General features: G+C 65.3%; 22 protein-coding genes and 1 tRNA gene. 8 read left to right on the top strand and 15 right to left on the bottom strand.

Annotated features, from left to right (window positions below; translation table 11 throughout):
• Positions 1-21: 21 nt before the first annotated feature.
• Together ACUIAH_RS01520 and ACUIAH_RS01515 are read left to right on the top strand one after the other, a co-directional pair.
• Positions 22-639, top strand: coding sequence for a LexA family protein (locus ACUIAH_RS01520; RefSeq protein ID WP_144085689.1), 618 nt, complete (start codon positions 22-24; stop codon positions 637-639).
• The gene (locus ACUIAH_RS01515; RefSeq protein WP_306220964.1) at positions 636-1,988 is read left to right on the top strand and encodes a Y-family DNA polymerase; all 1,353 of its coding nucleotides are present in this window, start codon (positions 636-638) and stop codon (positions 1,986-1,988) included. Before ACUIAH_RS01520 ends, ACUIAH_RS01515 begins: the two co-directional genes overlap by 4 nt.
• Here ACUIAH_RS01515 and ACUIAH_RS01510 read toward each other — a convergent pair.
• Together ACUIAH_RS01510 and ACUIAH_RS01505 are read right to left on the bottom strand one after the other, a co-directional pair.
• Entirely contained in the window at positions 1,985-2,725 is a 741-nt protein-coding gene (locus tag ACUIAH_RS01510) for a ComF family protein (RefSeq protein ID WP_445341170.1), read from the bottom strand. The genes ACUIAH_RS01515 and ACUIAH_RS01510 overlap by 4 nt on opposite strands.
• A 112-nt stretch (positions 2,726-2,837) precedes the next feature.
• The gene (locus tag ACUIAH_RS01505) at positions 2,838-3,677 is read right to left on the bottom strand and encodes an HAD-IIB family hydrolase (protein ID WP_372338639.1); all 840 of its coding nucleotides are present in this window, start codon (positions 3,675-3,677) and stop codon (positions 2,838-2,840) included.
• 65 nt (positions 3,678-3,742) lie between these two features.
• Between ACUIAH_RS01505 and ACUIAH_RS01500 the strand changes: the two genes are divergently transcribed.
• On the top strand, positions 3,743-4,177 hold the full coding sequence (locus ACUIAH_RS01500; protein WP_445341169.1) for a metallopeptidase family protein: 435 nt from the start codon (positions 3,743-3,745) through the stop codon (positions 4,175-4,177).
• 10 nt (positions 4,178-4,187) lie between these two features.
• On the opposite strand, the gene ACUIAH_RS01495 is transcribed toward ACUIAH_RS01500, so the two are convergent.
• The 3 genes from ACUIAH_RS01495 to ACUIAH_RS01485 are packed head-to-tail and all read right to left on the bottom strand — an operon-like array spanning position 4,188 to position 9,164.
• Positions 4,188-5,711: a DUF5719 family protein gene (locus ACUIAH_RS01495; RefSeq protein ID WP_445341168.1), complete on the bottom strand. Its 1,524-nt coding sequence runs from the start codon at positions 5,709-5,711 to the stop codon at positions 4,188-4,190.
• Positions 5,708-8,848 (bottom strand): glycosyltransferase, encoded by a 3,141-nt coding sequence (locus ACUIAH_RS01490; RefSeq protein ID WP_445341167.1) that lies wholly within the window; start codon positions 8,846-8,848, stop codon positions 5,708-5,710. The genes ACUIAH_RS01495 and ACUIAH_RS01490 overlap by 4 nt, the downstream gene beginning before the upstream one ends.
• 58 nt (positions 8,849-8,906) lie before the next feature.
• Positions 8,907-9,164: a WhiB family transcriptional regulator gene (locus ACUIAH_RS01485; RefSeq protein WP_029676165.1), complete on the bottom strand. Its 258-nt coding sequence runs from the start codon at positions 9,162-9,164 to the stop codon at positions 8,907-8,909.
• Positions 9,165-9,468: 304 nt separating this feature from the next.
• Between ACUIAH_RS01485 and ACUIAH_RS01480 the strand changes: the two genes are divergently transcribed.
• From ACUIAH_RS01480 to ACUIAH_RS01465, 4 genes are all read left to right on the top strand, one after another.
• The gene (locus tag ACUIAH_RS01480) at positions 9,469-10,905 is read left to right on the top strand and encodes an LCP family protein (protein ID WP_445341166.1); all 1,437 of its coding nucleotides are present in this window, start codon (positions 9,469-9,471) and stop codon (positions 10,903-10,905) included.
• 74 nt (positions 10,906-10,979) lie between these two features.
• The gene (locus tag ACUIAH_RS01475; RefSeq protein ID WP_445341165.1) at positions 10,980-12,218 is read left to right on the top strand and encodes an LCP family protein; all 1,239 of its coding nucleotides are present in this window, start codon (positions 10,980-10,982) and stop codon (positions 12,216-12,218) included.
• Positions 12,219-12,312: 94 nt separating this feature from the next.
• Positions 12,313-14,265: an FtsK/SpoIIIE domain-containing protein gene (locus ACUIAH_RS01470; protein ID WP_445341164.1), complete on the top strand. Its 1,953-nt coding sequence runs from the start codon at positions 12,313-12,315 to the stop codon at positions 14,263-14,265.
• A 78-nt stretch (positions 14,266-14,343) separates the two neighbouring features.
• Positions 14,344-14,622, top strand: a complete 279-nt coding sequence (locus ACUIAH_RS01465; RefSeq protein WP_015021978.1) for a WhiB family transcriptional regulator — start codon at positions 14,344-14,346, stop codon at positions 14,620-14,622.
• 81 nt (positions 14,623-14,703) lie between these two features.
• Here the strand turns inward: ACUIAH_RS01465 and ACUIAH_RS01460 are convergent, their stop codons facing one another.
• A complete protein-coding gene (locus ACUIAH_RS01460) occupies positions 14,704-16,191 on the bottom strand; it encodes a sensor histidine kinase (protein WP_024627333.1) in 1,488 nt (495 codons plus the stop codon).
• A 168-nt stretch (positions 16,192-16,359) separates the two neighbouring features.
• Between ACUIAH_RS01460 and trhA the strand changes: the two genes are divergently transcribed.
• The gene (gene trhA / locus ACUIAH_RS01455; protein ID WP_101432503.1) at positions 16,360-17,280 is read left to right on the top strand and encodes a PAQR family membrane homeostasis protein TrhA; all 921 of its coding nucleotides are present in this window, start codon (positions 16,360-16,362) and stop codon (positions 17,278-17,280) included.
• A 178-nt stretch (positions 17,281-17,458) separates the two neighbouring features.
• Here the strand turns inward: trhA and ACUIAH_RS01450 are convergent, their stop codons facing one another.
• From ACUIAH_RS01450 to pth, 9 genes are all read right to left on the bottom strand, one after another.
• A complete protein-coding gene (locus tag ACUIAH_RS01450) occupies positions 17,459-17,938 on the bottom strand; it encodes a GreA/GreB family elongation factor (protein ID WP_024627331.1) in 480 nt (159 codons plus the stop codon).
• A gap of 105 nt (positions 17,939-18,043) precedes the next feature.
• On the bottom strand, positions 18,044-18,451 hold the full coding sequence (locus ACUIAH_RS01445; RefSeq protein ID WP_024627330.1) for an FKBP-type peptidyl-prolyl cis-trans isomerase: 408 nt from the start codon (positions 18,449-18,451) through the stop codon (positions 18,044-18,046).
• A 90-nt stretch (positions 18,452-18,541) separates the two neighbouring features.
• Positions 18,542-18,627 (bottom strand) — tRNA-Leu (locus tag ACUIAH_RS01440).
• Between the two features lie 24 nt (positions 18,628-18,651).
• Positions 18,652-19,653 carry a Ppx/GppA phosphatase family protein gene (locus tag ACUIAH_RS01435; protein WP_445341163.1) on the bottom strand — a complete coding sequence of 334 codons (1,002 nt, stop codon included), beginning with the start codon at positions 19,651-19,653 and terminating at the stop codon, positions 18,652-18,654.
• Between the two features lie 11 nt (positions 19,654-19,664).
• Entirely contained in the window at positions 19,665-20,273 is a 609-nt protein-coding gene (locus tag ACUIAH_RS01430) for a DUF501 domain-containing protein (protein WP_445341518.1), read from the bottom strand.
• A 136-nt stretch (positions 20,274-20,409) separates the two neighbouring features.
• Positions 20,410-20,964: an FtsB family cell division protein gene (locus ACUIAH_RS01425; RefSeq protein WP_445341162.1), complete on the bottom strand. Its 555-nt coding sequence runs from the start codon at positions 20,962-20,964 to the stop codon at positions 20,410-20,412.
• Positions 20,965-21,065: 101 nt separating this feature from the next.
• Positions 21,066-22,361 carry a phosphopyruvate hydratase gene (eno, locus tag ACUIAH_RS01420; RefSeq protein WP_024627326.1) on the bottom strand — a complete coding sequence of 432 codons (1,296 nt, stop codon included), beginning with the start codon at positions 22,359-22,361 and terminating at the stop codon, positions 21,066-21,068.
• A gap of 43 nt (positions 22,362-22,404) precedes the next feature.
• The gene (gene mfd, locus ACUIAH_RS01415; RefSeq protein WP_445341161.1) at positions 22,405-26,007 is read right to left on the bottom strand and encodes a transcription-repair coupling factor; all 3,603 of its coding nucleotides are present in this window, start codon (positions 26,005-26,007) and stop codon (positions 22,405-22,407) included.
• Positions 25,997-26,596: an aminoacyl-tRNA hydrolase gene (gene pth, locus ACUIAH_RS01410; RefSeq protein ID WP_313836704.1), complete on the bottom strand. Its 600-nt coding sequence runs from the start codon at positions 26,594-26,596 to the stop codon at positions 25,997-25,999. The genes mfd and pth overlap by 11 nt, the downstream gene beginning before the upstream one ends.
• Between the last annotated feature and the right edge of the window lie 29 nt (positions 26,597-26,625).

Genomic DNA, 26,625 nt, shown 5'->3' with positions numbered 1-26,625 from the left:
CCATCGAGTTCGAGGTGTGCCATGGTCGCTACCATTCATGGGTCGCCGGAGGCGGCCCCTGCTTCCCTGCCGGAGTGCCGGGTCGATGCCCTGAGTCCCTTCCGAGGGCACCCCAGCCCTGTCCCGCAGGCCCTGGAGGCTGTCCACGCAGGCTTCCCCTCAGTGGCCCAGGACTACTTCAGCGGCGACTTCAGCTTCGACCAGAACGTCATCGTCCACCCCGACTCCACCTTCATCATCCATGTGGCCGGCGATTCCATGACCGGAGCCGGCATCTTCGATGGGGACCTGTTGGTGGTCGACCGGTCACTGGAGCCACGCGAGGGGGACATCGTCATCGCCATCCTGGACGACGAGCTGCTGGTCAAGCGGCTGGCCAGGCGCAAGGGACGGACCATGCTGCGGGCCGAGAACCCCGACTACCCCGACTTCCTGCCCCAGGAGGGCGAGGAACTGGTCATCTGGGGGGTGGTCATCGGCAACTACCACTGGCAGCGGGTGGACACCAAGGGCGAATCGCGGAGCGGCTCTCCCCTGCCCCAGGTCACCTATCCCGGACATACCCCGCACGGACGCAGGCGCACGGGAAGCCAGGGCCGGAAACCCGCCTATCCTTCCACGGGCTGGGGGTCGGCATGAGCGCGCAGAGACCAGCCCAGCCGGCACCCGGGACCGCTCTGACAGGCCGGGTGGTCCTGGCTGATGCCAACTCTTTCTTTGCCTCATGTGAGGCCGTCTTCGACCCCTCCCTGGCTGATCGCCCGGTGGTTGTGCTGTCCAACAACGACGGCTGCGTGGTGGCCCGCAACCGCCCGGCCAAGGCCCTGGGCATCACCAACGGCACACCCTGGTTCACCATTCGCGACCGGGCCCTGCAGGACGGAGTGGTGGCCCGCAGCTCCAACTATGAGCTCTATGCCAGCCTCTCAAGGCGCATGATGGCCATCATGGCCCATTTCCTGCCCAACCAGGAGATCTACTCCATCGACGAGTGCTTCATGGACAGCATCTGGAACGACAAGCGCACCGTCGAGATCTGCCGGGAGCTGCGCGCTGCGGTCCTGCGATGCACCGGCATTCCCGTCAGCGTGGGTGTGGCGCCTACCAAAACCCTGGCCAAGGTGGCCAACCACTGGGCCAAGGACCATCCCTCGACCGAGGGGATCACCCTCTGGAGCCAGGTGGAGTCCCAGTATGGCGACCAGGCTCTGGCATCCGTGCCCATCGACCAGGTCTGGGGAGTGGGCCGGCGGCTGACCGGCAGGCTCATGGGCATGGGCATCACCACCGCCCTGGATCTGCGCGATGCCGATCCCTCCCTGATCCGGCATCGGTTCTCCGTCATGCTGCAGCGCACCGTCCTGGAATTGAGGGGGCGACCCTGCATCGAACCCGAGGCGGATGCCGCCAGGGGCGTGCGCACCGATCAGATTCTGTGCTCGCGCATGTTCTCCCACCCCATAGAGGGCTACGCCACCCTGGCCCAGGCGCTGAGCATCTACGCCCAGAAGGCCTGCCGCCGCCTGCGTCGGCAGCACGGCCTGTGCGGCAGGGTGCGGGTCTTCTGCTCCACCAGCCCCTATGCGCCCCAGCAGTTCTGCTCAGCTGGCCGGACCGTCGTCCTGGAGGATCCCAGCGACGACCCGCTGGTCATCGCCGGCGCAGCCAGCCGGGCGCTCAAGGGCCGAGTGGATCCCCACGCCCGCTGGATCCGGGCCGGGGTGGTTCTGCTGGACCTGACTGATGCCGACCACTTCCACACCTTGGAAGGACTGGATGCAGCCCGGGACACCCATGGTCTGGGGGACGTCCTGGAGGACGCCACCCGTCGTTTCGGCCCCTTCCGCGTGGGCGTAGGCTACGGAGGCATCCGCGGCCAGGGCCGGGGCGACGAGGATACGGGGGCCGACTGGGCCATGAACCGGGGCATGCTCTCCCCCAGGGCCACCACCCGCTGGGACGAGATGGCCGTAGCACAGGCCCGTTAGAGGTCCTCATGGCCTGGAGGAACAGCCGCCAGAGCCAGGGCAGCCAGAGGCAGGGCACCCGCAGTCTCCAGGGCACGGGCGCACTGGCGGATGGTGGATCCCGTGGTGATGATGTCGTCCACCACCAAGACAGGATGACCGGACAGCCGTGAGGGATTCGCAACCGAGATCCGGCCTGCCAGCCGACGCGAACGGTTCCGACGGCCGCCCGCCTGGACAGACTTGGTCCTGACGGAGTTCATGATCAGAGCAGATTCCACACGGGCAGTCAGGCCCTGCCGCTGCAGGGCCTGGACCAGAGACAGGAGGATCGGCTGCAGATGAACCCTCCCCCGCCTTCGCAGGGATGAGGACGAGGAGGGGGCGGGAACCAGTAAAATGGCCCCGGCAGGCTTGGGCCGGAGCAAAGGATCGATCAGCCTGGACAGGGCTGGAGCCAGATCGGCCATGACCTGGCCCAGCGGCCTGTCCAAGGGCCGGTTGTCATGGTCCTTCCAGGCCAGAATGATCCGCCTGACAGGTCCTCGATAGGGCGCGCAGGCCAGGGCCATACCTACGGCATAGGCGGGCGCAGGCACCGACAGGGGCCGGAAGAGCAGGGATCTGCAACTGGGGCAGAGCAGAAGGTCAGGGCGGCCGCAGCCGGCACAGGCTCGAGGAGCCAGCAGGTCCAGGGCCGAGCCCGCCAAGGCCGAGGCGACAGCACAAGCGGCCTGTCGGAGTCGATCAAATGCCAATGAAGGGTTGCGCATACCGCCCAGCCAACCCCAATACGCAGAGGATAGGCAAGCAGATCAGGTCCATGTGCATGAACAGGCTGTCTGTTCACAGAATTGTCTGCGGACAGGTTCAGACCAGATCAGCCTCCATGGCCTGAATCAGGTCCAGGGCATCAGCAGGATTGTGCACCCGCAGAGCCATGGCCCCGGCCAGGGCCGCCGGATAGTCGTTGCCGTCAGGATCCATCCGGTCGCCCACGAAGGCGATATCGCCGACATCCACACCCAGTATCCTGGCCAGGGAGGTCACGGCGTAGGCCTTGTCAATGCCCTTGGCCGAGATGTCCACGCTGGTGGAGCCGCCGGAGCGCACCTGCAGGTTGGGCAGATCAGCGGCCACGGCCCGGGCCAGGGCATCCTTGCGGCTGTTGTCCGGATCCCAGGCCTCCTTGGCTTCTACGGGGGCCTGCTGACCCAGGGCGGAGAAGGTTATCTGGCTGCCACGATCCTCGATGCGCGGCCCCCAGACCTGCTCCTCCCAGTCGCCCAGCTGCTTGGCCCTGCGCTCCAGGCTGGCCTCGGCGGCCTGCCGGTCCTGGGCGCTCAGGTCGTGGGCGTAGACGCAATCCCAGCTTCCATCCTGCCAGCGGTAGTAGCGGGTGCCGCTGGTGGGCATCAGATGCAATTGGCCGAAACGGGTATCGTCAGGCAGGGCATCCAGCACCTGGTCGCGGAACTGGCTGAACCGCCCGCCAGAGACGATAGCTACGGGCCGAAGCCGGGTCAGGGCGGCGAAATGGACGGCCATGGTCTGGTCCATGCGGGTCTTGGACAGCGCCAGGGTATTGTCCAGATCGAAGGCCAGCACCCGTGCCCGTGCGCAGATGGACCCTATGTCTTGGCTGCCCCACCAGGCCACGTTCACCGCACCGTCCTCCGCCATGATTGCTCCCATCCGCTTGTCGATCATCGCTCCATGCTACAAGACACCCTGAATCGAAACTGCCACTGGATTGAGGGGCTATGGTGAGTGTCATGATCAACGATCAGCCGCCTTGGTCCCGCAGCGTCTATCGGGACAGTCATGGCCGCGGGATTCGTCGGCCCACCTTCGGCACCCGCCTGCCCCGCTATCGCACCAGATGCGGGATCTTCGACGATCTGACCGCGGCCCAGATCCGGCGGCTGGGAGCCGGCTGGCCCCAGCTGGTCAAGCCCGTTCAATTCGCGGTCGAGGATGTGCCGCCCTCCGACCCCACCCCCTGGGAGGACAGGGCGGACCTCTTCTCACGCAGTTTCCCGGCAGGCCACGGCATCCCCGCCAGAATCGTCCTCTACCGGCTGCCCATCCAGAGCAAGACCCGAGACCGCACCGAGCTGGAGCTGATTATCCGCGACGAACTGGTTCTGCAGCTGGCTGACCTTTATGGGCGCGACCCCGAGGAAATCGACCCCATGTGGGGACGCTGACAGCCGACTTTCAGGGCAGGACAGCGGAGTCCGGGCCGGAGCGGATCAGCGTGGTGGCAGGCATGAGCCCGTCAGGAGCCATGACCGCCAGACCGGCCAGGCCAGCCTGGTTGACCGCGTCCACGCTCAGGCGGGCATTCCAGATCAGCCGGGAGGAGCCATGCCCGGAATCCTCGTTCAGCCGCACGGCGGCCACCTGGTCGCCCAGATCGTGGGCTGAAAGCTCATGGGCCCGACCCGGCTCAACCGTCAGCGAGCGCTCATCCAATTTTTTGCCCTTCTCGTCGAATCCAACCAGTTCGGCCTTGATCGGATCCGTCGATGGGTTGACCAGGGTCAGTGCAGCCTGGGCAGGCTGGGATATGGTCAGGGCCGAGGAGGCGGCAGCAGCACCCGCAGGAATCAGGGCCAGGTCGGACTGCGACTGGTCCTGGCTGCCTTGGCCGGTCACCTGCAGGACCGCTCGGACAGGCTGGTCGGCATGCACCTGCAGAGCCAGCTTGCCGTCAGGCACGCCGCCCAAGTCCACCGCAGTGGCCCTGGAACCCTGCAAATCCACCCGCCGCAGGGATTCCCGACCGTCTTCATCCATCCAGGAAAGCTCCACCGCAGTGGCCTTGGAACCCTGCAGAAGCAGGGTGGCCTGGTCTGCCCCGCGCAGGCCGGGAATAACCAGATCATGGCCGGGCGCCGCCAAGGCGGTTGCCTGATCCGACCCGCGTGGATCGAGTCCAGCCATGACATTGACCGAGACCGACATGGCCACTGGCGCCTGGGAGCTGCGAGCCCGGACATAGATGGCCTGCTGTCCGGGAGCCGCCGCAGACAGGTCGTATGAGGCATAGCCTCCAGGCGCCACAGTCATGGTGTTCCCGGTCTCCAAGGACAGGTTGCCGGAGGAATGCGAACCCTGGATCTCAAGACTGATGACCGTAGCCTTGGATGACGGGTTGTAGGCCACCAGCCGCTGTGTGGCCCCTCGGCCGGTGGCGGGCAACAGGAAGTCGGCATCCATGGCGGCCCGAGGGCAGGCCAGCGCCTGGATCCCTCGCAGATCGCCCTTGGTGGCCCAGGAGACCATGCCGACGGCAGCCCCTGTGCCCGGCTGGGACTTGAGCATCCGGGAATCGAAGGCAGTGGCCGAGGTGCCTGGATCGAGCGAGGCGGCCATCGCCTTCTGCCCGTCCACAGGATCGGGATCAGTCATCATGGTGCGTCGCCCGCCTGCAAGCGGGGTCAGGCTGGCACTGCCGATGGCTCCAAAGGCGGCGGCTGTGACGCGGGCGCTCAGATCGCCCTCCGAGGCCTTGAACTGGTCATCGCCGACCTTGTCCTCATCCGCTACCGTCATTCGAGCCGGGCAGTAGGACGCTGCCTCACGTTGGCTGACCCGGGTGGCAACGACTGCCGAGCCCTGGGCCCCGTCGGCCAAGGAGGCCGGAGGCGTCCATACCGTCAGAACCGCAATCAAAACCGCCACCAGAGGCGCCGTGACCAGAGCAGCCACCAGGGATCCCTTGCTTCGTGCACTCATAGTTGCTCCCCTCCAAAGTAGCCAGGACGCGGCAGAGCCACCAGGCAGTATCCCAGCAGGACCAAGCCCAGGGTCCAGAGCCAGACCCTCCTCCAGGTGCTGGCCGCCGCCTGACGGGCCCCGGCCATGTTGACCCCCACATCCCTGCCGGATTGCGAGCTCAAACGGAAATAGGTTCCTTGGGCATTGGTCGCCACCTGCTGGGCGCCATCGCTGGCGGTGATGTTGGACACCAGGTCATCGTTGGGCGTGGATCCCATGCCGCCGGCACCAGAATGGTCGGCAGGCACGTAGATTCCTCCGAAGCCCAGGCCGGATACAGCCGCTACAGCCTTGGAGTCGGCATTGGCCATCAGAGCCGCCGCCGAACGCGAGAGGACATCCTGACCGGCCATCTTCCCGCCGTTCACCATCTGGGCGCGCAGGGCAGGCGAGGCATCGATCAGCTCGCCTCGTGAGGTGTGCAGACCCGTGTAGGCCACGCGGCCGTGTGAGGGCGAGGTCAGCACCAGCACCCGGTGGGACGGATCCTTGTTCAGATAGTCCACCGCCACTGCCGGAAGCTGCCGGTCATCAGCGGACAGGGGTCCTCCGACTGGCGCCGCCAGACCAGCCGCTGCCACGCCTGCCGTGACCAGGGTCAGGATCAAACCCAGCAGGAGCCTGAAAATCCGTCCTCCGCCATCAGCCGCAGCTGCAGAGGTTGAAGAGGACTGCGCAGGAGGCAGGGGCGGACGATCACCATCGCCGTCTGGATCCTGATCGTGCCCGGGAGCAAGAGGCGAGAAGGGACGGACGGCCCGGCCAGCCAGGAGGCCCAGACAAGCCAGCAGTCCCATGAGTGCAAGCATCACGCCGGGCAGGACCGAACCGGCCACTGGACCGGTCTCGTCCAAGCCGGTGCAGACCGCCTGGGAGATCAGCGCCAGAATCAGGCCCAGCAGAACGGTAATCCAAAGAATCCTGGCAGTCTTGAGCGCCCGAGGCACAACCAAGGCGATAAAGGCCAGCAGGGCCACCACCAGCAGAGCGCAGGCCAGGGTGGTCGGACGCCAGAGCTCAGGTCGCCACCTGACGGGCCACAGGGCCGAAACGTCCAGGCCCAGCAGGCGGGCCAGCAGTTGCCCCAGGCTCCCGGTTCTGGGCTGACCGGTAAGTCCCGTCGAGGGGATCATAAGATCTGCGAAAAGCTGTCTGAAAAGTCCTTGATGAGCATGGTGCAAGGAATTGACCAGGGTGGGCGCCAGGGCCAGCGCCGAGGGCAGGGGCATCAGGAGCAGCATGACCCGATGGGAGGGCACCAGGCAGATCGCCATGATGAAGAGCGGAATCATGGCCAGCATGAGCTGAGGTTCGGCAGCCAGGACCGGCAGGAAGCAGATAGAGGCCAGAGCCGCCTGCTGCACCGAAGCCTTGGGGCGCACGGGAGCTTCGGTCTGATACAGCCCCACGGCCTTGAAAACAAAGGCGAAGGCGGCAGGCATGAAGGCCATGACCGTCAGCATGGGCAGCTGCAACCCATCCACTATGCCCAGGGCGAATGCCAGACAAGCCCAGAGCAATCCCAGCAGGACGCGGACGGGATTGGACCTGGTGACCACGCCGGCCAGAGCCCAGAACGACAGAGCGGCCAGTCCCGTCTCCGCCAGGAGCATCAGAGCCATGGCTTGGGCTACGTGACCGCCGGTCAGCAGAGCGAAGGGCAGGAGCACCAGGAGGAAGGGGGCAGGAACTGCGGGCTGCCCCACACCCCCGGCCCAGGACCAGGAGGTGGTGGCCGCCGTCAGCAGCTGGGACCAGTCGGCTCCTGACGAGGGCAGGGAGGGCGCATGGATGGCCCCTCCCGAGAAGATAGCGCGACACAGGGGCCAATGGGTGACCACCAAGGCCGCCAAGACCGCTAGGGTCATCCCTGTAGCCCAGGCCATGCGACGCAGGAACTGCTGCCGCAGATGAGCCAGGGCCAGGTGGCTGAGCATGGGATGCTCACGCTGATCATGAAAGGCCTGCCTGCGCTGCCGCCACTGCCGGATCTGCTGGCCGTTGGCCTGAAGAATGTCCAACCGGCGGGGACTGCCATGGCAGGCGGAGGTCAGACGGCGACGCATGGTCAGCAGCGCTGCAGGTCGAGCCAGGATCCGCCAGGGCGCGCACAGACGGCAGAGGGCTCTGTAGGGCCGCTTGCCGATAAGATCAACCGCCATGAGCCACAATGCCGCCAGAACTCGCCAGAGCCAGACCAGCGGCCACCAGGGCAGGGCAAAATCAGTCAGCAGGTAGCGTTCCCGGGCCAGTATGGGACCCATGGAGGCATCCAAGGGGTGGTCGGGCTGCACCGCCCGCCCGTTCCGATCACGCAACCCGCTCATACGGGCGCCGGCATGGGCCATCCGGGCTCCCGGCACGATTACCACCCGTCCCCCTGACAGGCAGATACGGCGGCAAAGATCGTCGGACTGGCCGAAAGTGCCAGCCCAGGCGCCTGGTCCGTCCAAGTCCTTCATGGTCTGCATGGGCACCAGGGCGCCAGCCAGGCTCACCGCGAAGACATCCTGACGCGCGTCATACTGCTGCTGGTCGGGCTCGCTGTCCACTACCAGGCTCACCGTTCGGTGACGGTAGGCGTAACGACCCACGTCACGCAGCCCCTCGCCCTGCCAGTCATACTGCTTGGCACCCAGCAGGGAGGCAGTGGGATTGCTGTGCCAGGTGTCCACCAGCTCGTCCAGGCAATGATTATCCAGTGGACGGCAGTCGTCGTGCAGAAGCCAAAGAGCCCGGATCCGACCAGGCAGGCGGGCATAGCCAAGCGCCTTGTCCAAGGCATCGCCAAAGGAGGAGGCGCCTCGCGCGCGAACCACCTGCACTTCCACCCGCGCGGGCCCATCCACCGGAAACTGCGCATAGAGCGGCTCTGCGGTGGACCCCGAACAGTCCGCGATGACCAGGACCCGCGGCAAGAGGCTCTGCCGCAAGAGGGCACGCAGGGTGTCCGGCAAATAGGTCAGATCATGCTCGACCGTGATCACCGCCGCCACGGCATCCTCCACATGAGGACTGGCGGCGGGTGAACATTCGTTCATGACCGAAGAGAGGACCTGCCGGACATCCTGGGCTTGAGGCGCGACGAAACTCATGCGTTCCAGTCTACGCAAACCAGGTCACCGAATGCCTCGCTCGGGCATCCGCGGCGATTCAGACTTGACGCTGTGCGCGCATCCTCTTCTTGTAACGGCGGCGCTCCCGTTCACTCATGCCGCCCCAGATGCCGAAGCGCTCGTCGTGTTCGACCGCCCAGTCCAGGCACTGCTTGCGGACGGTGCAGTCGGCGCAGACCCGTTTGGCCTCCTGGGTGGAGCCTCCCTTGCCCGGGAAGAATGCTTCCGGGTCGGTCTGCGCACAGAGCGCCTCGCTTCGCCAGGATGGTCCGACGTTGACTTCGAACCACTGCATCAGCGGCGTCAGCCTGTTTTTAGTTGTACTGCTATACCGAGTGTCAACAAATCCACTCATAGCGACCCCCCAGTCCCTAGTGTGTTTACACACTTTCATTACAGCTGCTGTAGGGGTCATCTGTCAACCCCTAAATATCTGCCAGCGCAACTGAGCAACACATGCAGGGAGCCATATCGCCCGAAGAGGAGCTGCGGATGGGGGTCAGACTATACTATGACTGGTTCAAGCACGCTTCGCCGCCATCCCGGTTCTTCCCGCCGGAATGACCCCTACAGCGACAGCCGATGAGGAAGGCATACCATTGACGTCCCCAACCAGAAAGATGGGTCTGCCCAACATCAAGGCGGGCAGGAACGGCAAGCCCCAGCACAGCGACGGGTTCCGCAGCAGCCACCGTCTGCGCACGGGCATCTGTCTGGCCCTTACCTTCGTTCTCTGTTTCGTGGCCTCGACGGTGGCGGCCTTCTGGACCGACATCAACGGTCACATGCACGTCCTCGAGCCCGTCAGCCTGGCCCAAACCCACAAGGCCCCGGAGGACATCTACAAGGGCAAAACTCTGAACGTCCTGGTGCTGGGCCAAGACACCCGCGACGGCAAGGGCAATGCCGAGGTGGGCGGCAGCGGCGACGGCCTGGAGGAGAACCACCAGTCAGACACGGCCATGGTGGTCCAGATCGCCGCCGACCGCTCCTATGTGAATGTGGTCTCCATTCCCAGGGACTCCATCGTGAACGCCCCGGCCTGCACCACCAGCAAGGGGGAGACCATCCCGGCCCGCCGCCAGGTCATGTTCAACTCCATCTTCGCCGAAGGCTACAGCCAGGGCGGCGATGCGAATTCGGCCGCCAGCTGCTCCATGGCGGCGGTCCGCTCCCTGACCGGCCTGGACATCCAGCAGTTTGTGGTGGCTGACTTCAACGGCCTCAAGTCCATCATCGACGCCCTGGGCGGGGTCGACATGTGCATCCCCAAGGACACCTGGGACGGCTACACCGGCATCAACCTGAAGCGCGGCCTGCAGCATCTGGACGGAACCCAGGCCACCGAGTACGCTCGCATGCGCCACGGAACCGGCGCCGACGGGTCGGATATCATGCGCACCACCCGCCAGCAGTACCTGATCAAGAGCCTGGTCAATGAGGCCAAGGCCGTCAACATCTATTCCGATCTGCCCAAGGCCTACCGTCTGGCCACCACCTCCATGTCCACCCTGCAGCTGAGCGAGGGGCTGGGCAGCTTCCAGACCCTGCTGGGCCTGGGCAATTCGCTCAAGCACATAGACACCACGCATATCTACGCCCGAACCATACCTGTCGAAGAATGGTCCCAGGACAGCAACCGGGTGGTATGGACGGACGAGGCCGAAACCATCTGGCACCTGCTGCGAGAGGGCAAGCCTTTGACCCAGGCCAATGAGGCTGCAGAGTCGGCCTCCTCATCAGGCAGCCAGGCCGGCAATGGTCAGGATGCCCAGGATGCCGCTCAGACAGCAGGCAACGGCCCTGACGCAGGGAACAGCGCCCAGTCCCCCTCTGCGTCCGATGCCGCTGCGCCCAAGCCCGATCCCCGTACCGGACTGATCACCATGCCCGACAAGACCCTGATCGATCCAAACACGGGCGGGACCGTCGATCCGGACGACGGAACCATCAGGGATGCGAACACCGGACAGTACATCGGCATGGCGGACCGCTACCTGTTTGCTACGGTCTGTGCGGTTCCGGCGCAGAGATAGCCGATTAAGCCCCTCTGGGTCGTTCAGGCATGCTATTGCTTACCTAGTCGGTCAAAGCTACGGAGGTTAAGGGTATGCGGACTGGATCAGACCAAGGCGGACAAGGACAGGAGCCTCCTAGCTTCATGCCCTCCGGGCATCACCGTCCGGCGGCCGACCCCGGATCTCCAGGCACCGAGGCCAGACACAGCCGCAGCCAGACGCCTCCCAGCTTCTCCCCCTCCTCCGGGACGGGGCATCAGAAAGCCAGACGCACCAGTGGCTCCTCGAAAACCACACCCAGGCCGGCGGCTGCAGCCGCACCTGTTAAAAATGACTGGGGCAACAGCAACAACCGGAACATGCGGAACGGCACTGCCCTCGTCCGCAGACACCCAGTGCGCAAGTTCGTAATCATTCTGCTGCTGGTCCTGCTGCTGGCACTGGTCGTACTGGCAGGTGGAGGATGGTTCTGGATCAATGGCAAGCTCACCCGCGACAAGATGCTGACCGATGCCCCTGGCTCAGAGGCCACTACCTGGCTCCTGCTGGGATCGGACCAGCGCGACGGTTCTCCGGGGGCAGGACAGGATGCCAGCATCACCGGCTTCCGCACCGACACCATCCTGGTGCTGACCAAGCCCCGCCACGGAGCCGCCTCCTTGATTTCAATTCCACGAGACTCCCTGGTCAAGCAGGACGGGGATTACATGAAGATCAACGCCGTGGCCTACACATCGGGCTACCGGGCCCTGACCGGCCAGATCGAGGACATCACCGGTCATAAGGTCGATCATGTGGCCCTGATCCGTTTCGGAGGCCTCAGCAAGGTGGTCGACGCCCTGGGGGGTGTCAGGCTTTGCTACGACGCAGACGTCAACGACCCCAACTCAGGCATGGTATGGTCCCGCGGCTGCCATCAGGCTGACGGCGGCATGGCCCTAGCCTTCACGCGCATGCGCTACTCGGATCCCAAGGGAGACTTTGGGCGTGCCGAACGCCAGCGCCAGGCCATCTCGGCCATCAGCGCCAAGGCCCTGCAGCCTTCGGTCATGCTCAATCCGTCCAGGGCCGGCAAGGTCCTTTCGGCAGGTCTGGATGCCCTGGTGGTGGATGAGCGGGCCAACCCCATAGACCTTGTGCGCATGGTCCTGGCCTTCCGCAGCGCCAGCAGCAGCAATGGGGTCACCGGAAGCGTCTACTGGACAGACCCCGACTACTATCCGGGCGGGGGCATCGGTTCCACCGTCCTGCTGGATCAAGCCCGCAACACCGACCTGTTCAACCAACTGGCCCAGGGCAGTCATGCCGCTGGAACTGTCGGCGGCATGTAGCGCCCACTTTGCGCACACCATCAATCCCGTCCACATTTGACCACATGCCAGGCTTGCTCTAGCGCTCCTGCGTCGGGAAGCTCATGCTGAAGGCATGATCAAGGCCGATTCATCAGCATCCATGTCGACAGACCCGAGCGGGTCTGCAGGCAGCGATTGGCACTCTGCCGGCTCCAAAGAGAGGAAGGCCAAAGGGGGAAGCGCCCAGGTCATTTTGACCCTGGTTGCGCAGACGGCTCCAGCCCTGGCCCAGGCGGGCATGATCTGGTACGTGGTCGGCCAGGGCCGCTGGATGCTCCTCCTCCTGCTGCTGCCCAGCTTGACGGGCACCCTGGCCATGGTGCTTCTGAGCCTGCTGCGAATGCATCGCCGGTCATCGTCCGCTCCGCCGGCAGGCGCACAATTGGCATACGGCACAGTATCGGACCGTGCATCCCTCTCGACAACTACAGAGAACGAGACCTTGCAGGATCTGGCTAAACTGGCCTCTGACCCCGGCCCTCAGCTAGAGTCCCGGCTCTTGGGATCAGGGCCTTCGAAATCGCAAGGTCTGCCCTGGCAGGGCATCGTCCGCGCATGGCTTGCCGCATCAGGAAGGTCGGCACCGGCGGTCATCGGTATCCGGCCTGATCATGGTCCGCTGGTCATCGATCTGCCCCGCGACGGACCCCACGCCCTGGTGGCAGGTACTACCGGATCAGGCAAATCAGTCTTTCTGCAGACCTGGTGTCTGGCCCTGGCCGCCAGCCAGCCGCCAGACCGGCTCAATCTGGTCCTGCTGGATTTCAAGGGCGGTGCCGGCTTCGGCCTGTTGGCCCGACTGCCGCACACCGTGGGCTGCGTGACCAACCTGGATCTAGACCGGGCCGTACGCGCGCTGAACGGCCTTCAACGGGAGTTGGAACGCCGCCAGCGCCTGGTCGCCAGAGCAGGGGTTGAGGACACCGCCCGCATGGCCGATCCACCGGCACGCCTGGTGGTGGTCATTGACGAGTTCCAGGCTCTGCGCCAACTCCTGCCTGACTACCTGGACAGGCTGACCTCTCTGGCCTCTCAGGGCAGATCCCTGGGCATGAACCTGGTGGCCTGCACCCAGCAGACCATGGGGCAGATCAGCGCCCAGATGCGTGCCAACATGAACCTGGGCATCTGTCTGCGAGTGCGGGACCCCCTGCAGTCCAGGGAGCTGCTGGGCTCCTCCTGTGCCACGGCGATCGACCCTGCCTGTCCAGGTCTGGGCTTCCTGGAGCAGGGCCGGGGTCCACAAGCCTTCCGCACCTGCCCTGCAGCTGACCCGCAGGCCCTGGTGGGCCAGATCATCAAGGCCAGCCGCTTTTGCGGCAGCCGACCGCCGGCACCGCTCTTCTCCCCTCCCCTGCCAGAGCATGATCCGGCCTGCGGACAGATCCTCTGGCGATCGGGACAGCCCCAGATACCTCTGGGACACATGGACGACGGGGTTCTGCTCCATCTCTATCGCCTGCCGCTCAACGGTCATACGGCCCTGATCGGACCTCGAGGACGGGGCAAGAGCACCCTGCTGGCTCTGCTGGCTCGTTCCCTGCTCACCCTGATGAAGCCAGGGGCCCGACCAGAACCCAGCTTCGACCTGCGCATCACGCGCCGGACAGGCCATGGCTACAGCAGCCGGGACTTTCCCGGCCCGGTGCCGTCACCGCCTCAAGGCCGTCGGGATGGCAGCCGTGCATTGGTCTGGATTCTTGACGATGCCCAGGATCTGCTGGATCCGCTTTGTCGGAATCCTCTGGCCCCTCTTCTACAGGAGGCTCTGGGTCAGGAAACAACCACGGTGATCCTGGCCGTGGAGACGGCCAGCGCCCTGCGCAGACCAGAGCGTTTCAGCCGTCGTCTGGTGTTCCCCTGCGGCGAACGGGGGGCCGATCTGGCAGCTGGCATCCCCGCCGATCAGCTGGCTACCCTCCCCACCCGGGCCAGCGCCATTCCCGGACGGTGTCTGGTTCTGGAAGCGGGTCTCGCCATTCCGCTACAGGTGTTCTCTTTAGCCGTAAAACAAATGAACCCTTGAAAAAAGTCACTCATCGTGCTTATCTTGCATAGGGTAGTGATAAAAGCATCGATAAAAACTTCTTGGAGGCTTAGGTAGATGAGTAATGCGTTTGATTGGCGCGCCAAGGCTGCTTGCCGTGACAAGGACCCTGAGCTGTTCTTCCCCGTCGGCAACACCGGTGCAGCCTATCAGCAGATCGAGGAGGCCAAGGCTGTCTGCAGGACCTGCAAGGTCATTGACGCCTGTCTGAAGTGCGCGCTGGACACCAACCAGGATTACGGTGTCTGGGGCGGACTGAGCGAGGATGAACGCAGGGCTCTGAAGCGCAGGGCTATGCGTGCGCGCAGGTCCCAGGCCATGCAGATGCAGTCCTGATATCTTCCCGATTGCGCAAAACAGGAGAGGGGCGATGGCTTGATGCCGTCGCCCCTCTCTTTTCTTAGAAGGTGCCTGGTATCACACGTCCTGGGCCACTCGCAGCTTGATGTTGATGACCACCCTGGTACCGCCATCCCGGCGGGGCTCCCACTTGACCGTGCCGCCGAAGTCGTTGGTGACGAAGGTGTTGATGATCTGCGTGCCCAGGCCGGACCCGGTGGAACGAGCCTGTCCCTGATCCGACTCGGTGCTGTAGCCGTTGCCGTCATCCTCGACCACCACATTGAGGTTGTTGCCGCCCCGGCCCACTGATATGGTGATATGCCCTTCGTCGCGGCCCTCGAAGCCGTGCTCGACCGCATTGTTGACCAGTTCGGTCAGCACCAGGGACAGGGGTGTGGCATCCTGGGCGGGCATCATCCCGAACTTGCCCACGTAGGAGATGGTGATGTGCTGGTCGCTGGTGGTGGCCAGATCCACGCTCATCTTCAGCAGGTTGGCGATCACCTTGTCGAAGTCCACAATCTCGTCGGCGGTCTGGCTGAGGCCCTCATGAACCACGGCGATGGTCTGGACCCGTCGCTGGGCCTCCTCCAGCTCCTTGCGTACCTCGTCGGACTTGGTGCGCCTGGCCTGCAGCCTCAGCAGGGCCGACACGGCCTGGAGGTTGTTCTTGACCCGGTGGTGGATCTCGGAGATGGTGGCGTCCTTGGTCTGCAGCTCCTTCTCCCGGCGGCGCAGTTCGGTCACATCCCGGCAGAGCACGATGGCGCCGATCCGGCCCTGCTTGCCATAGAGGGGCAGGGAGCGCATGGAGACGGCCGACCCGTTGGCGTCCAGCTCCGAGTCCACGGCCGCCTTGCCCGACAGGACCAGTGGCAGGGAGTCGGGCACGGGATCGTTCTCCTTGAGCAGGGAGGTGCCGATCTCGCTCAGGTACTGGCCGATCATGGTCTCCACTGAGCCCAGCCTGCGGAAGCAGCTGATGGCGTTGGGCGAGGCGTACCGCACTACGCCGCTTGACGTCAGCACGAAGAAGCCGTCGGCCACCCTGGCGTTGTGCCGCTGGTTGAGCACTGAATCCGCATAGGGAAACTCGCCGCGGGTGATCATCTCGAAGAGCTCCTTGCCCGCGTTGATGCTCTCGCTCTCGTAACGGCCGTTGGACTCGCGGGTGGCCATGTTGGTCTCGCGGACCACCAGACCCAGGGTCCTGCCCTGGTGACGGATGGGGGCATAGACGTCGCAGACCGTGGCGCGGCCTATGGTGCGCAGCTTGTTGGACCGCAGCACCCCCTTGGACTGCATGGCCGCCTCCAGTTCCTCGCGGCGGTCAGCCGGGAAGTGCTCCCCCACCACGTCTTCGGTCCGCAGGGACATGACCGTGGAGGGCCGGCACTGTTCGGCCACGGTGAACTCCCCCTCGCCGGTGCGCAGCAGGAGCAGCAGGTCCGCAAAGCTCAGATCGGCGATGACCTGCCAGTCGGCCACCAGGTGGTGGAGCCACTCACGGTCCTCCTCATTGCAGTCGTCGCAGGATGCCAGAATCTCGGAAAAATCAGCCATGCCCCCCATCATACAAAGGGCCCTCGGAAGCAGACAGGCGGGTCATGCCCAGGGCGATGATGACATGCGCGTCCAATGCGCAGGTCTGGGGTAGGGTGGTTGACGGATGTTTCGCCCCGGCGACCGGACCCTACAGGCCCGGACCAGTCAAGGGGCCAAGGGAGGGCCATGGCAACCAGGACCAGCGAGGACGGCAGACCGTCCGAGGATCAGGAGGTCGATCCCGATCTCGAACGCCGTCGTCAACAACGCCGTCAGGAGCTGACCTACCTGCGCCGGGATGCGGAGGTGGCCCACGAGGCCCATCTGCAGGCCAGGGCTGACGCGGTGCGTGCCAAGGCCAAGGCCAAGGCTGCGCGGATCATGGCCAAGGCTGAGATCAAGGCCTCGCGAATCGAGGGCATCCCCGACATGGAAATCGAGCGCAAGGTCCGCCTGGATGTCCACGGCCGTCCCAAGCCCCTCCTGCGTGGCTGGATCCACGCCGTGGCCGCCCCCCTGGCCCTGGCCGCCGGCATCGTGCTGATCTGCCTGGCCCACGGCACTGGGCTCAAGCTGGCCTGCGCGGTCTTCATGGTCGCCTCACTGGCCCTCTTCGGCAACTCCGCCCTCTACCATCTGGGCGACTGGACCCCGGGGACCACGGACGTGCTGCGCCGCCTGGACCATGTCAACATCTTCCTGCTCATCGCCGGCACCTACACGCCCATTTCCTTCGCCCTGGATCCCTTCTGGCGGCGGATCATCATCCTGGGCATGTGGGGGGCCAGCCTGGTGGCCATGATCGTCCACGTCTTCTGGATCGAGGCTCCCCGCTGGCTCTACACCCTGGTCTACGTGGTCTTCGGAGTCTCGGGCGTGGGCTTCCTGAAGCTCTTCTGGGACTCCCCCATGGCCGGTCCGCCGGTGGTGTGGCTGATCGTGGCCGGCGGCCTGGCCTACATCCTTGGGGCGATTGTCTACGGTCTGCGCCGGCCGGATCCCTGGCCGCGGGTATTCGGCTTCCATGAGATCTTCCACTGCGGCACGGTCATCGGCTACGCCTGCCACATCGTGGCCATCTACCTGGTGGTCTGCAACCTGCGCTGAACAAATCGCCAACCTGGCGGTCTGTTCATCGAGCACCATCCAGCACAAGCCACCGGCCGACCTTACGAATCAAGCGGTGACCCAGAGAGCGGTGACCCAGAGAAAAAGCCGCTCTCCGTCGACCATGGCGGGGAGCGGCTTCATTCAGGCCGGGCCGGGACGGTGAGGGGTCGTCCCGCTACTTGAGGGGCTGGGCATCCTTGACGGTGACCGAGATGTCCTTGCCGTTGGGTGCCTTGTAGGTCACGGTCTGGCCCTTCTTGGCGCCCATGAGGGCCGCGCCGATGGGCGACTCGGGGCTGATGACGTCGTAGTCGGTGGCCACGGTCAGATCCCTGGAGCCCAGCACATAGACCATTTCGTTGCCGGCCATGGTCAGGGTCACCAGGGAGCCGTTGCCCACCGTGCCCGCCTTGGGGGCCTTGAGGATCTTGGCGTTGCGCAGCTTGACGATCAGCTCGTTGATCCGTCCCTCGTTCTTGCCCTGCTCCTCGCGGGCGGCCTGATAGCCGCCGTTCTCGCTCAGATCGCCCTCGGCACGAGCCGCCGCGATGCGTTCGGTGATCTCGTCGCGGTACTCGCCCTGACGGTGGTCAAGCTCCTCCTTCAGCTTGTCGTAAGCGGCCTGTGTCAGCAGAATCGTCTTTTCCTCAGCCATGTGATTCCTCCTTGTTTGATGCGCTTGTCTCGTGGCCCGACCTGAACTGGAAAGTCAAGGGTATGAAAAAGGCGCCGGCCCTCACCGGCGCCTGGAGACCCTTGTCTACCGTGTCGATATGATGTCGATCACGAAAACCAGGGTATCGTCGCCGCCGATGCCCGCCTGGGGCATCCCCTGACGGCCATATCCATACTCCGGCGGAATGGAGACCACCAACCTGGACCCCACGTTGTGACCGGGCACCGTCTGGTCCCAGCCGCGAATGACCTGCCCCACGCCAATGCCGAAGCTGGCCGGCTGATGGCGCTGGAAGCTGGAGTCGAAGACCTGATCCGAACCCCAGACGACGCCGTGATAGTTGACGGTGACGGTATCGCCCTTGCGGACGACCGGCCCGTCCCCCTCGACCAGCTCCACGGCGCGCAGCCCGCTGGGCGCCGGACCATGGAAGGTTATGGTCGGCGTGGCGCCGAATTCGGCGTTCACCTCGGGCATGGATTGGTCACTCATGACAACTCCTTTGGTTTTCTTGCGTACCAGAGTATCGGTTCGTCGGCCGGGTGACAAGTTGCGACACTGCCGTCCAAGCCGATGAGGCCTTGGTGCCCCGGGTGGGAATCGAACCCACAAGCCGGTGAAGGCGGCGGATTTTAAGTCCGATGCGTATACCATTTCGCCACCGGGGCCGTAACCCATAACGCCTTAGTATATCATTCGCGCAGGAGGGTCCGGCCGTAGTCCAAGACCAGGCCATCCAGAAGGCCGTGCTCGCTGGCCACATAGGTTCCCGAAGCCAGCGCACTGGGACTGGCCTGGCCCAGTCGCTCCAGCAGACGGCTCCAGATCAGGGCGCCGCCGCCGATCACATCCACACGGCCGGGATGGATGGCCTTGAGTTCCCTGCGCTCCTGCCGGCTCATGTTCAGCACCCGGTCGTCAACCCGGCGGGCCGCATCGACCGCAATGGACCGACCATCGACGGCTTGGCGATCGTAGACCTGGCATCCCAGGGCCAGGGCGCTCATGGTGGTGACCGTGCCGGAGACTCCGATCAGACTGCCTACCCCTGCTACAGGGACCTGGTCGAAGGCCCGGTCGATCCAGCCGTCAACATCCTCAAGCGCCTGGTCGATCTGCTCCTGGCTGGGCGGATCGCCCAGCAGATGGCGCTCGGTCATCCGCACGGAGCCGATGTTCATGGAGTAGGAGGCCCTGACCTTGTCCACAGGCAGATTGCTCCCGTCCCCGCCCAGGACCAGCTCGGTGGAGCCGCCACCCAGGTCGACCACCAGGTAGGGCGCAGGAGGCATGTCGTCGCTGCCCCGCTGCTCCAGCACGCTGACCGCGCCCAGAAAACTCAGCGAGGCCTCCTGGGAGCCGCTGATAACCTCGGGCGTGACCCCCAGGATGGAGCGCACCCCCTCTTCGAAACTTTCTCGGTTGTCAGCGTCCCTGGTGGCCGAAGTGGCCACAAAGCGCAGGCCGTCCACCGGGTGTTCCTGCAGCTGCTGGGCGAAGAGCCGGCAGGCCTCAAAGGCGCGCTCCAGAGCTTGATCGGAGAAGCGGTGATTGCGGTCCACGCCCTCCCCCAGCCGGATGACCCGCATCAGCCTGGGAGCCACCGGGTGGAGCCCCTGTGGGTCCACCTGGGCTATCAGCAGACGTATGGAGTTGGTGCCGCAGTCCACGCCCGCCACCGTAACCTGATCCATGGAAGCCCCCTTCATTGGTTTTCCTGCTGGCTCGCTTGCCCGGATGCCTCAGTCCAAGGCTGCGCGCATCGGCAGACCTGCGGGTCGAATACCCGACGCACCAGACTCAGAACCCGGTCGCCCAGGGGATTGACCCCAGGCCCCAAAACCAGGGACTGGGCAGTCAGAGCGTGCAGACACTTGACCCTCTTGGGCATGCCACCGGCCGAGATTCCGGCGATGTGCCCCTCGTCGTCGCCCAGCCGCTGGGCCAGGGCGGAACGGAAGGCCAGATAGAGCTCGTGGGCCCTGCGGTAGGCGCTGGCCAGGTCCGGATCCGAACCAAGCTCGGCATTCCAGTCGGCCATGACGCCGTCGGCCTCCAGCCGGGAGACGGCCTTGACGACCTCGGGGCTGGTCAGATAGCAGGTGGTCGGAAAGGGTGTGCCGTCTTCCAGCTGAGGCCGGGTGACCACAGCCAGCGGATTGCCGCAGACGCAGCGGGCGCCCACGGCCACCATGCCCCGCGGATAGCGGCCCAGCTGCCGGTTCACGACGGCTGTCTGCTCCGGCGTGGCCGGGGTCGCCAGAAGCTCCTGGATACGGTCTTTGACCGCCGCCAGATCCCGGTCGGTAACCAGGTTGGCGGCTCTAGGCTCGACCCGGCCCTTGTCTGCGGCTTGAGATTCCACTGCTGCCTGGGGCCTTTCCTGGGCCTTGATCACGCTGTCCTCATCTTCCCTGATTGTTTCCTGCTGCTAAGTTCATTGTCGGAGGTCACTGGGCTCCCCCGCCCTCGGATGGAGAGGGGCCATCAGAAGCGCCTGGACTGCTTGAACCAGACGGACTGGCAGAGCCGGTCGGACTGGACTCCCCCTTGCTTCTATCGGCAGCAGGATCCTGGTCGGCCTTGGCGAAGGAATAGGCCATCTCCTGATACCAGGGCAGGGAGTTCTTCCTGGGGGCCCGGACCCCCTTGCTTCCGGCCTGGTCCTTGTCCTTGCTGCCCGTGACCGCCTCCGGGTGCAGGACCCGGATGGCCTCCTCGTCAGGGAAGACGAATCCCAGCCGATCCCGGGCTTGGGCGGTCACATAGGCCTTGTCGTCCCAGCGCCGGATCTGGTTCTCCAGGTCACGCTTGTGCTCGACAAGCTGGGCCTGCTGGTTGCGCAGGCCGTTGAGCTCGGAAAGATTGATGGCGTAGGCGTGAAAGGTGGAGACCAGCTGAATCAGCCCAAGGGCCACGATGATGACCGCCACAAAGAAGGTGATGGGTCCCGACGACCGCCTGCCTGTCCGCCGGTTGGCGCCGTCACGTTTGTTCTTGGCCATACCCATAAAAATACCCGCGGCAGCCGACGCGGACCGCCACGGGTGAAAGACTTCACAGTCAAGTCAAAACCTGCAAGGGGTCCGGCCCGGCTGGCAAGACCTTACTTGGTGTACTTCTTGCAGGCCTTGAAGGCGCTGTAGCCGGCGTACTCGGCGGTGGAGCCCAGCTCCTCCTCGATCTCCAGCAGTCGGTTGTACTTGGCGATGCGCTCGCCACGGGCCGGAGCGCCGGTCTTGATCTGGCGGGTGTTCTTGGCCACGGCCAGGTCGGCGATGGTGGTGTCGGAGGTCTCGCCGGAACGGTGGGAAACCATGGAGGTGAACCCGTTGGCGGTGGCCAGCTCGATGGCATCCAGGGTCTCGGTCACGGTGCCGATCTGGTTGAGCTTGACCAGCAGGGAGTTGGCGGCCTTCAGGTCGATGCCCTTCTGCAGCCTCTTGGGGTTGGTCACCAGCAGGTCGTCGCCCACGAACTGCAGGCGGTCGCCCATGGCGGCGGTGATCTTCTGCCAAGCACCCCAGTCCTCCTCAGCGAAGGGATCCTCGATGGAGACCAGCGGGTAGCGCTCGACCAGGCCCTGGTAGTAGTCCAGCATGTAGTCGGCGTCGCGGTCCTCGCCGTCGAAGTGGTACTTGTCGGTGTCCTTGTTGTAGAACTCCGAGGAGGCCACGTCCAGGCAGAGGCCGATCTGCTTGCCGGGCTCGTAGCCGGCGGCTTCAATGGCGTCGACGATGTACTTCAGGGAGTCCTCGTTGGACTTCATCTTGGGGGCAAAGCCGCCCTCGTCGCCCAGGCCGGTCTCGTGGCCGTCCTTCTTCAGGATGCCCTTGAGGGTGTGGTAGACCTCGACGCCGGCGCGCAGGGCCTCCCGGTAGGAGTCGAATCCGTAGGGGGAGATCATGTACTCCTGGATGTCGGTGGCGAAGTCAGCGTGGGCGCCGCCGTTCATGATGTTCATGTTGGGCACAGGCAGGATGTGTCCGTTGGTGCCGCCCAGGTAACGGTAGAGAGGCAGTTCGGCGGACTCGGCAGCCGCATAGAGCGCGGCCAGGGAGACGCCCAAGATGGCGTTGGCGCCCAGCTTGCCCTTGTTGGGGGTGCCGTCCAGGTCAATCATGGTCTCGTCCAAGGCGCGCTGATCGGTGGCGTCCATGCCTATGACATTGGGAGCGATGGTCTCATTGACCGCCTTGACGGCGTCCAGCACACCCTTGCCCTGATAGCGCTTCTTGTCGCCATCCCTACGTTCCCAGGCCTCGGCCTCGCCGGTGGAAGCACCGGAGGGAACCAGACCACGCCCCTCGGCGCCGTCCTCGGTCTGCAGAACGACCTCGACGGTCGGGTTGCCACGGGAATCAAGAATTTCGCGCGCGAACACGCTTTCAATTGCTGCCACAACTGCTCCTTCAATAAGTTGTTGTGATGTCTCTTACAGGATACTAGTTTTGTTGGACGGGGGCGGGACCCGCTGGCGTGCCATCGTCGGAGGCCTTGGGCAGCCCCCAGGCCAGGTCGTCCAGCAGGGTGTCCACCCAGGCGGTCATGGCCGCCGAATCCATGGGGCCCGAGCCCAGGGAGCCCGCGAAGGGCGCCGGGATCAGCAGGGTCTGCGTCACCGGGCGGTACTGGCTGCCCTTGTATATTCGTGCGATCCTGGCCTGCAGGGAGTCGGGCATGGTCACGGGCCTGATCCGCACCCGGGAGCCCTGGGAGGCGATCTCCGAAATGCCCAGGGAGCGAGCCTTGGCCCGCAGCCTGGCCACCGCGAAGAGGGTGTCGAACTGGGCGGGCGGACGTCCGTATCGGTCGGTCAGCTCCTCGTGCAGGTCGCGCAGATCCTGCTCGTTACGGGCCGAGGCCAGCTTGCGGTAGGCCTCCAGACGCAGCTTGTCCGAATCGATGTAGTCCACCGGAATGGAGGCCTCCAGGGGCAGGTCGATGCTGACGGTGACCGGCTCGGTCCGCCCGGGCTCCTTGTACTCTTCCACCGCCTCGGAGACCATGCGCACGTAAAGGTCGAAGCCGACCCCCTCGATGTGGCCGGACTGCTCGTCGCCCAGCAGGTTGCCGGTGCCGCGCAGCTCCAGGTCCTTCATGGCCACGTCGTAGCCGGACCCCAGGGCCGTGTTCTGGGCGATGGTGGCCAGCCTGTCGTGGGCGGTCTGGGTCATGGGCTTGCTGGGGTCGTAGAGGAAGTAGGCGTAGGCGCGCTCCCGGCCGCGTCCCACCCGGCCGCGCAGCTGGTGGAGCTGAGAGAGGCCGAAGCGGTCGGCCCGGTCCACGATCAGCGTGTTGGCGTTGGGGATATCCAGGCCGGTCTCGACGATGGTCGTGCAGACCAGCACATCGATGTCCCGGTGCCAGAAGTCGCGGATGACCCCGTCCAGCTGCTTCTCCCCCATCTTGCCGTGGGCCACGCCCACCTTGGCCTCGGGAACCAGCGTCTGCACCTTGGCCGAGACCTTGCCGATGTCCTCCACCCGGTTGTGGATGTAGAAGATCTGCCCCCCGCGCAGAAGCTCGCGGCGAATGGCCGCCGTCACCTGGGCGTCCTCGTAGGCGCCCACATAGGTCAGCACCGGCAGACGGTCCTCGGGGGGCGTGGCCAGGGTGGACATCTCCCGGATGCCGGTCACCGCCATCTCCAGGGTGCGCGGAATGGGCGTGGCCGACAGGGACAGGACGTCCACATTGGTCCGCATGGCCTTGAGGGTCTCCTTGGCCTCCACGCCGAAGCGCTGCTCCTCGTCCACGATCATCAGGCCCAGATCCTTGAAGCGGATGCGCGGGTTGAGCAGCTTGTGGGTGCCGATGACCACGTCCACGGCCCCGCTGGCCAGGCCCTCCATGGTGGCCTGGTTCTCCTTGGCGGTCTGGAAGCGGCTCATGGCGGCCACGTCCACCGGAAAGCCCTCGAACCGCTCGGTGAAGGTCTGATAGTGCTGCTGGACCAGCAGGGTCGTGGGCACCAGGACCACCACCTGCTTGCCGTCCTGAACGGCCTTGAAGGCGGCGCGGATGGCTATTTCGGTCTTGCCGAAGCCCACATCCCCGCAGATCAGGCGGTCCATGGGCACCGGCTTCTCCATGTCGGCCTTGACCTCGTCGATGGCGGTCAGCTGGTCGGGGGTCTCCTGGTAGGGGAAGGCATCCTCCAGCTCCTTCTGCCAGGGGGTGTCGGGGCTGAAGGCGAAGCCCTTGGTGCGCTGCCGGGCCGAGTAGAGCTTGACCAGGCCCTGGGCGATCTTGTGGACGTGCTTGCGGGCCTTGGCCTTGGTGGCCGACCAGTCGGATCCGCCCAGCTTGTTGAGCCTGGGGATCTCGGCGCCGATGTAGCGGCTGACCTGGTCCAGCTGGTCGGCCGGCACGAAGAGCTTGTCTGGCGGGGCGTTGCGTTTGGATGGGGCGTACTCCAGAACCAGGTACTCCCGGCTGCCCTTGCTGGGGCCCACGCCCACGCTGCGCTGGCGCATGCCCAGGAAGCGGCCGATGCCGTGCTGGTCGTGGACCACGTAGTCGCCGGGTTTGAGCTCGTCCAGGTCGATGGCCTTGCGCCGGCGGTTGGAGGTCTTGCTGCCTGCGGCCACGCTGGTGCGCCCGGTCAGGTCCCGCTCGGTCAGCAGGGCCAGATGGGCGGACTGGTCCACGAAGCCGTCCACGGCCAGGGAACGGTGGTACTCCACCCCGACAACACCAGTGGTCTGCACGGCCCGGCACAGACGGCTCAGTGTTCCCTGGGCCGGAGCGGTCACCACAACCCGGTCGCCGCGCTCCAGCAGGGAGGCGATGCCCGAGGCGGCCCTATCCTCGTCGCCGCGGTACTGGTCCGGAGCCAGGGCATCCAGACGCTCGGCCCCCTCCCGGTCCGGGTCCACCGAAAGGTCGGTCAGCTTCCAGACCTCCCCCTTGCGGTACTCCAGGGATGAGATGACCTCGTCGTAGTCCAGGAAGCTGGCCCTGTCGAAGCTGATGGGCGCGCCCGAGCCCTGCCCGGAGGCGGCCACATGCCAGCTGGCGGCCAGGAACTCGTTGGCGGTCTTGACCAGGTCCTGGGCGGAACGGGCCAGCAGCTGCGGCTCCGACAGCAGAATCAGAGCGCCCTCGGGCAGCATGGACCCTACCGGCACCAGGTCGTCGACCAGGGCAGGCAGGAGGGACTCCATGCCCTCCACCGGAATGGCCTGGGCGATGGACTCCAGCATGTCGTCGGCGTTGGGGATGCTCCCGATCAGGGAGCGGGCGCGGGCGCGGACCTGGTCGGTCAGCTGCAGCTCGCGGCAGGGCGGCGCCCAGATCCGGTCCAGGTCAGGGCCGTAGGTGCGCTGGTCGGAGGCGTGGAAGCTGCGGATGGTGTCCACCTCGTCGCCGAAGAACTCGATGCGCACCGGGTGGGCCATGGTGGGGACGAAAACATCCAGGATGCCGCCTCGGACGGCGAACTGGCCGCGCTCCATGACCAGGTCCACCCGGGTGTAGGCGTTGCGGACCAGAGCTTCGACGGCCTGATCCAGGGGCAGGTCCTGGCCGCGCAGAAAGACCAGGGGCTCCACATCCTGCAGACCCTTGACCACCGGCTGCAGCAGGGAGCGCACGGGCATGACCAGGATGCGGATGGGTCCGAAGTCAGGGTCGTCCTGGACCGGATGGGCCAGCCGCCTGAAGACAGCCATCCGTGAGGCCACGGTGTCTGCCCGGGGCGAGAGCCGTTCGTGAGGCAGGGTCTCCCAGGAGCGCAGCAGGGCCACATCACCCGGGTCGCCCTCATACCAGGAGCGGATGGCGCCGGTCATCTCCTGGGCGTCACGCTCGGAAGGGACCACCAGGACGACCGGGGCACGTCCAGCAGCTGCGGCCGCCAGGGCTGGCCTGATGCCCTGGGGAGCCTGGACCATGAGGGAGATGTCGGTGTCGGCGGCAGGCTGGGAGTCTCCTTGGACCAATCTGGTGAAGGCAGCGTCTGCCTGCAGGTCGTCCAGGAGGGGACGCAGGGATCCATTCAGCGATTCCTGTGACTCCGCCTTCTGGGTATGCTCATCGACCATTGAACTGCTCCTGAGCCTGGCTGAGGCCCTTGATGATTACGGTTTCCGCGGCGTCCGCGCCGTCGGCCAAAAACTCAGGCAGACGCTTGCGCTGGTCGCCGGCAAAGGTGCCCAGCACCCAGTCCACAGTGCGCCGGTGGGCGTCAGGACCTCCTCGGGCATGCCCCACGCCCATGCGGACCCGGGCGTAGGCGTTGCTGCCCAGGGAGCGGTCGATGGAACGGATGCCATTGTGCCCGCCCGAGGACCCGCCGGCCTTGACCTTGATCCGGCCGAACTCCAGGTCCATATCGTCATGGATGACCACGACCCGGCCAACAGGTATGTGGTAGTAAGAGCAGATGGAGGCCAGGGCATCGCCGGAGTCGTTCATGAAGGTCAGCGGCTTGGCCAGGAAGAAGGGTATGCGGCGTCCGTCAAGATCCAGGGTGCCACGGCCCAGCTGGGCCAGGCCCTTGTGATCGCGCAGGTTGACCGACCATCGTTCGGCCAGCAGATCGGCGCACATGAAGCCCATGTTGTGCCTGGTGCCCTTGTACTCGTCACCCGGGTTGCCCAGTCCGGCCATCAGCCAGAAATCGGATGCCATGTAGGTGATACCTCCTGCTCTCAAACGGG

It is taken from the genome of Bifidobacterium sp. ESL0820 (assembly GCF_052606235.1).
Note: the sequence above shows the minus strand (reverse complement) of the source record. Positions and strands in the feature narration are given on the sequence as shown.

What these genes read in the sequence shown, in the direction of transcription:
- ACUIAH_RS01520 (WP_144085689.1), top strand. Translation starts at nt 22, where the DNA reads ATGGTCGCTACCATTCATGGGTCGCCGGAGGCGGCCCCTGCTTCCCTG.
- ACUIAH_RS01515 (WP_306220964.1), top strand. Translation starts at nt 636, where the DNA reads ATGAGCGCGCAGAGACCAGCCCAGCCGGCACCCGGGACCGCTCTGACA.
- ACUIAH_RS01505 (WP_372338639.1), bottom strand. Translation starts at nt 3,677, where the DNA reads ATGATCGACAAGCGGATGGGAGCAATCATGGCGGAGGACGGTGCGGTG.
- ACUIAH_RS01500 (WP_445341169.1), top strand. Translation starts at nt 3,743, where the DNA reads ATGATCAACGATCAGCCGCCTTGGTCCCGCAGCGTCTATCGGGACAGT.
- ACUIAH_RS01495 (WP_445341168.1), bottom strand. Translation starts at nt 5,711, where the DNA reads ATGAGTGCACGAAGCAAGGGATCCCTGGTGGCTGCTCTGGTCACGGCG.
- ACUIAH_RS01490 (WP_445341167.1), bottom strand. Translation starts at nt 8,848, where the DNA reads ATGAGTTTCGTCGCGCCTCAAGCCCAGGATGTCCGGCAGGTCCTCTCT.
- ACUIAH_RS01485 (WP_029676165.1), bottom strand. Translation starts at nt 9,164, where the DNA reads ATGCAGTGGTTCGAAGTCAACGTCGGACCATCCTGGCGAAGCGAGGCG.
- ACUIAH_RS01475 (WP_445341165.1), top strand. Translation starts at nt 10,980, where the DNA reads ATGCGGACTGGATCAGACCAAGGCGGACAAGGACAGGAGCCTCCTAGC.
- ACUIAH_RS01470 (WP_445341164.1), top strand. Translation starts at nt 12,313, where the DNA reads ATGATCAAGGCCGATTCATCAGCATCCATGTCGACAGACCCGAGCGGG.
- ACUIAH_RS01465 (WP_015021978.1), top strand. Translation starts at nt 14,344, where the DNA reads ATGAGTAATGCGTTTGATTGGCGCGCCAAGGCTGCTTGCCGTGACAAG.
- ACUIAH_RS01460 (WP_024627333.1), bottom strand. Translation starts at nt 16,191, where the DNA reads ATGGCTGATTTTTCCGAGATTCTGGCATCCTGCGACGACTGCAATGAG.
- trhA (WP_101432503.1), top strand. Translation starts at nt 16,360, where the DNA reads ATGGCAACCAGGACCAGCGAGGACGGCAGACCGTCCGAGGATCAGGAG.
- ACUIAH_RS01450 (WP_024627331.1), bottom strand. Translation starts at nt 17,938, where the DNA reads ATGGCTGAGGAAAAGACGATTCTGCTGACACAGGCCGCTTACGACAAG.
- ACUIAH_RS01445 (WP_024627330.1), bottom strand. Translation starts at nt 18,451, where the DNA reads ATGAGTGACCAATCCATGCCCGAGGTGAACGCCGAATTCGGCGCCACG.
- ACUIAH_RS01435 (WP_445341163.1), bottom strand. Translation starts at nt 19,653, where the DNA reads ATGGATCAGGTTACGGTGGCGGGCGTGGACTGCGGCACCAACTCCATA.
- ACUIAH_RS01425 (WP_445341162.1), bottom strand. Translation starts at nt 20,964, where the DNA reads ATGGCCAAGAACAAACGTGACGGCGCCAACCGGCGGACAGGCAGGCGG.
- mfd (WP_445341161.1), bottom strand. Translation starts at nt 26,007, where the DNA reads ATGGTCGATGAGCATACCCAGAAGGCGGAGTCACAGGAATCGCTGAAT.
- pth (WP_313836704.1), bottom strand. Translation starts at nt 26,596, where the DNA reads ATGGCATCCGATTTCTGGCTGATGGCCGGACTGGGCAACCCGGGTGAC.